The following is a 4362-nucleotide window of genomic DNA, read 5'->3' on the forward strand; positions in this document are numbered from 1 at the left end:
GAATACCGTCGATATCTACAGGAGGAGCGGCGATAAAGGCGATTATGAAGCAGGTGGTGGCGGTGAGCAGGGTGGGGATCATGATGACACCGAACCAACCGACATAAAGACGGTTGTTGGTGCTGGTGATCCACTGGCAGAACTGCTCCCACAGGGAAGCGCTCTCGCGCTGTTGTAGAGTGGTGGTCATTGGTTTATGATTCCTATTAAGTTATCGAGGTACGATTGATTGATGATGTCCCTATCTTAAAGAGTTTGTAACGGTTTGTAAAGGGGTTTGAAACTATTGTTACTTATACCATTGATAAGTTTAGCTGATATTAGCGAGGGACAAACAGAAAGCCACTGTAAACGGCGCTTCCCTCTATGCTTTCTCCAGAAAAATGGTGACAATCAATAGCACGGCGAGTAAGATAGTTACAGATGAGCAACGTGGCACTTCTAAGACGGATGTGGTTGTTATTGCGGTGCGCTCAATACTGGGGCTGTGCTGAGACTGCACCATTGAGTCAGAGATTGGCTGAGTTGGTGAGCCGAATAACAGCACTGAAAGCGAAAGAAAAGGTAAAAGCAAAGTAGGGAAACTACGATGGGTAATGAAATCATTAAAATCATTAAAATCTTTCTCGCCTCCTCATCTGAATTGAAATTAGTCAACCCTTGCTTCTGGTTCGTGAAGCGTCTGAATGGCAGGGAGATATAGGATCCATTTGGTATCTTAGGATACAGCTAATCGTCGTAGTAGAAGTCGAAGAAAACAGAGATGAATTTTGGTAGTGGGGTGTTCTAAAGTGCGCTCAAAATTTTTGCCTAAAGATTTGCAGCGTTCCATCCAAGAATTACTTCTTTCAATCACCCATCGAGTTTTTACAGGTACGAATCCTGATCAACGCTTCTCTGCTTTTTCGGTTTTTGACGGTTTTGGAGACAGTTCAAACTGAATTTTAGTCATTATCTCTGGATAGACCTTAACCAACTCTTTCTCTATTTTGTCAGGATGATAACCATTATCTAGAAGAATAGTCGTCTTAGGTAGTTCCGACGGTTTTAACTTGAAATAGTCAATACCTCGAGTTAACAACTCAATCAATCCTTGGTCATCCAATAGGTTGGCGGTAGTACAATGAGCGAAAAAGGGGAAACCAAGACTATCCGTCGCTAGATGACGTTTAATTCCATTGGTGCACTTGTAGAAACAAAATCTGGCTCTTCTAGGTTCTGTGTGATCAGTTTAACTTACATAGGATCGATCGATCTTTGTGTCCTCTGTGTCTCTGTGGTTCCTTTCACTCCCGCGCCAGCATGACTGTATCTTAGAATACATTTTACCCACCAAATCCAAGAGAGCCCAAAATCCTTTCGTCTCAACACTCGCATTACAGGTATTTTGGCGTTGTCAGATCAGAATATGAAAGATGCAATGCAATCCTTGCTATCAAAGTAATTTCAGTTCCAAGCTGATTCGGAGCATCTTTCAATTTGACAACGCCTACTTTCAAGTTTGTGCTGAAGATCAAAAACTACTTGTTCAAGGGTTATCAAGCGTCGTTCAAGAGTTGCTGTGTCTAGCATGGCTGCTCCTAGATTGAACGGTATAATTTAATTGCATAGTGCAATAATTTATGGCTCTACCGAATCTGTCATGCAAAACTATTAACAACTAATACTTGTAAAGCTTGTACAGCAAAGCTTTGAGTTTTTGTTAAATTGATATTTATCAACTTTAGAGCATTGCTGGACAGAGAGGGAGCTTGGGGAATTTTCTACAGTGTAAGTTCGGAAGAACCGCAAAAATAAGGCGCGTTACATTTCATTAACGCACCCTACGGCTGGATAAGCGATTATAACGACTCCTCTATTTTCTGCAAATCTCCCTCCGACAAGATTCTAAACTTTAAGTTTTTTTTGAATTCCTCTCTAAAGGTTTTTCTGATAAATTCTTCAACATCTTCTTTTTCTGCTCCAGTTAAGTCTTTAATAGTAAGCTTTTCAAAAACAGAAGTATATGTTAAGCCCACAACGGTAATGTATGTTGCGGCAGTTGCACCTGAAATTGCACCTGTAACAGGGTTAGCTGGGGGTAGGAAAGTACTAAATAAGTCCAAAACCCAAGTAACTGCTACAGTCAACATTGAAGCTACAGTAACTCCACCTGCTTTATCTAGAATTTGAATCCAGTCGCCTTGCCCGTATAAGGCGGCAATTTTAGTACACAAAAGAGTTTGTGTTGCTATTGTCGCCGCTGGAGTTGTATTGGGAATGGGTACAAAACCAGTACTAAAGCAACCCGCAGCAGCCAACCTTACATACTTTGCTGCTAGTTTTTTCTTAAGCTTTAAATCTGCAATTTGCCTTGCAATAAATGCTTCAGTATAGAGTTCTGGAAGCAATGCAGAAGAAAGTTCAACAAGTTCTGATACTCCAAAAGATTCTCCATTAATTGGATCGGCTGCTATCTTGATAATTCTCAGTTCGTCTAATTTATAAGCTTCTTTATATTCTTTGATCGTTTTTTCAAGTTTGGCTATTTCGGCTGGACGAGCAAGATCTGCTTGTGACAAAACGATAATGACAGGTACTCTTTCCGATCTTAATGAGGCAATAATATCTGCATCAAAATGCTCAAATCTTTTAAGTCCAGCATGTATGACATACCACACTAAGTGGACTTGCTCCTCAATTTCAAGCAATTTTTTATCTTGTATAAACTTGATTACACTATTTCTAAATAAAATTTCTTTTCCCATCTCATAGCCTGCTGAGTCAAAGACTATAACAAGCGGCTTTTCATCTAATAAAAACTCAGGGTATCGAACGAAAGCATCGCTCACAGGAAGTCCAACGCCTGTTTTGGCTAAATCAGAGCCAAATACCCCGTTAATTAACGTACTTTTTCCCGCTCCAGTTCTACCAATAACTGCAATATTAGGCGGAGACATCTTATCTAAAACCGTTTTAATCTCAGTTTTTAGCTCTCCCACTTTAGCTTTCTCTCCTAAACTTAGTATAACGATATGGGTCAACTTTCTGTATATTACTTCATTTAGGCGCAATCGCCAAAACTTTCCCCTATATCAAGCCCAAAAGCGTGTTAGCCAGATTAGCTTACTGCAAACAATCTCTTTTAAGGAAACTTATCACAGAAGCTTTCCAAAGTTATAGCAAAGATTCTTAGATATGACTGCACTTTGTCACAAAATTTTACTATTATTTCGGGTGCGGTGATTTGTTATGTTTCTTGGTTCACAACTTCTTTAACAATTTGTCATACTCTGCGTGAGAGCCTATCCAAAACCAAACAATTACATTCTTATTCTTGATTCTTCCTAGCGCTCTCCAACCTATACCGACTCTGATTGACCAGATCTGGTCTTCTTGATTGACCTCCTTAAATTCTAAGCTTGGATGACTTGGGTTATCTTTCCATAACTTGTAATTTTTTCTGGCTGTTCTTTTCACTCTTTCTGGTAGCTGTTGAAATAAGCCGACGAAATCTGGATTTAGTTCCGACTTCATAGATCATCAAATCCCATTTCTTCAGTCTGTCCGTTTTCTGAATCCGCAATAGCTTTCTGAGCAAGTTCTTTGAGAATTAAGCTGTCTTGGGGTTTAGATAATGTTTCTTGCCATTTGATTTCATTTTCGATGTCTTCAATAAACTGCTCTGCCAGTTCGTCTTGAATTGCTTCTGGCAGTTCTTGAGCTTTTTGTACAGCTTTACTTAGAAGTGTTGATAACATTTCTTTCTTCTCTTCTCTTGAAAATATAACTACATATTATAGGTCAACTTTCTGTATAAAACTCTCCAGAGTAACGATATGGGTCAACTATCGCCAGAAGTTTTCCCTATATCGCGCCCAAAAGCTTGTTAGCCAGATTAGCATCTTGCCAAAAACCTTGTTTAACTAAATTCCTGACAATTAGGCTCATTCTAGCGATGATTCCTCTGTCTGACCGCACCCCTTGATAAAAATTGATAATTATTCGACCTTTAGCGATCGCTATCGGGGGATAATTGTTTTTTGTCACAGCAGTATGGAGCAGCCTAACTGATGGCTATATTTCCAGATTATCGCCCGCAGCAAACCAATCTTGAGCGAGAAATCGAGGGATGTATCCATTGATGGATCAGGGTTTTTTGCTATTGCAGTAGATATATTTGGGGTCAGTTCAGGTTGATGAAAAAGGCTGTAATAGACAAAAATAGTCAAAATATTTATAATAGAAAGTTGGACTATAGCGGGTTTCAGTTGAATGAGGTACAGCATGGATGACTAGGTAGGCTCTTTAAAAGGGGTATCGCAATAGCAACAATGGGTAAACCAGTGATGGATGTCTCGCAATGTAATCTGACTAAAGGCT

4 protein-coding genes and 1 pseudogene are annotated in these 4362 nt (G+C 39.6%); all 5 read right to left on the reverse strand.

Annotated elements, in window-relative coordinates; translation table 11 throughout:
- Positions 1-190, reverse strand: a pseudogene (locus IQ234_RS19975) (photosystem II q(b) protein); the annotation flags it as partial.
- 1651 nt (positions 191-1841) lie between these two features.
- Positions 1842-3023 (reverse strand): GTPase, encoded by a 1182-nt coding sequence (locus IQ234_RS19985; RefSeq protein WP_193958357.1) that lies wholly within the window; start codon positions 3021-3023, stop codon positions 1842-1844.
- A 220-nt stretch (positions 3024-3243) separates the two neighbouring features.
- A complete protein-coding gene (locus tag IQ234_RS21435) occupies positions 3244-3516 on the reverse strand; it encodes a hypothetical protein (RefSeq protein WP_228008636.1) in 273 nt (90 codons plus the stop codon).
- Complete coding sequence (locus IQ234_RS19990; RefSeq protein WP_002744072.1) at positions 3513-3740, reverse strand: hypothetical protein; 228 nt, start codon at positions 3738-3740, stop codon at positions 3513-3515. Before IQ234_RS19990 ends, IQ234_RS21435 begins: the two co-directional genes overlap by 4 nt.
- A 106-nt stretch (positions 3741-3846) precedes the next feature.
- The gene (locus IQ234_RS19995) at positions 3847-4029 is read right to left on the reverse strand and encodes a hypothetical protein (RefSeq protein WP_193958358.1); all 183 of its coding nucleotides are present in this window, start codon (positions 4027-4029) and stop codon (positions 3847-3849) included.
- Positions 4030-4362 lie beyond the last annotated feature (333 nt).

Origin of the sequence: Microcystis aeruginosa LEGE 91341, from assembly GCF_015206885.1 — a bacterium.
GTDB classification, from domain to species: domain Bacteria; phylum Cyanobacteriota; class Cyanobacteriia; order Cyanobacteriales; family Microcystaceae; genus Microcystis; species Microcystis aeruginosa_H.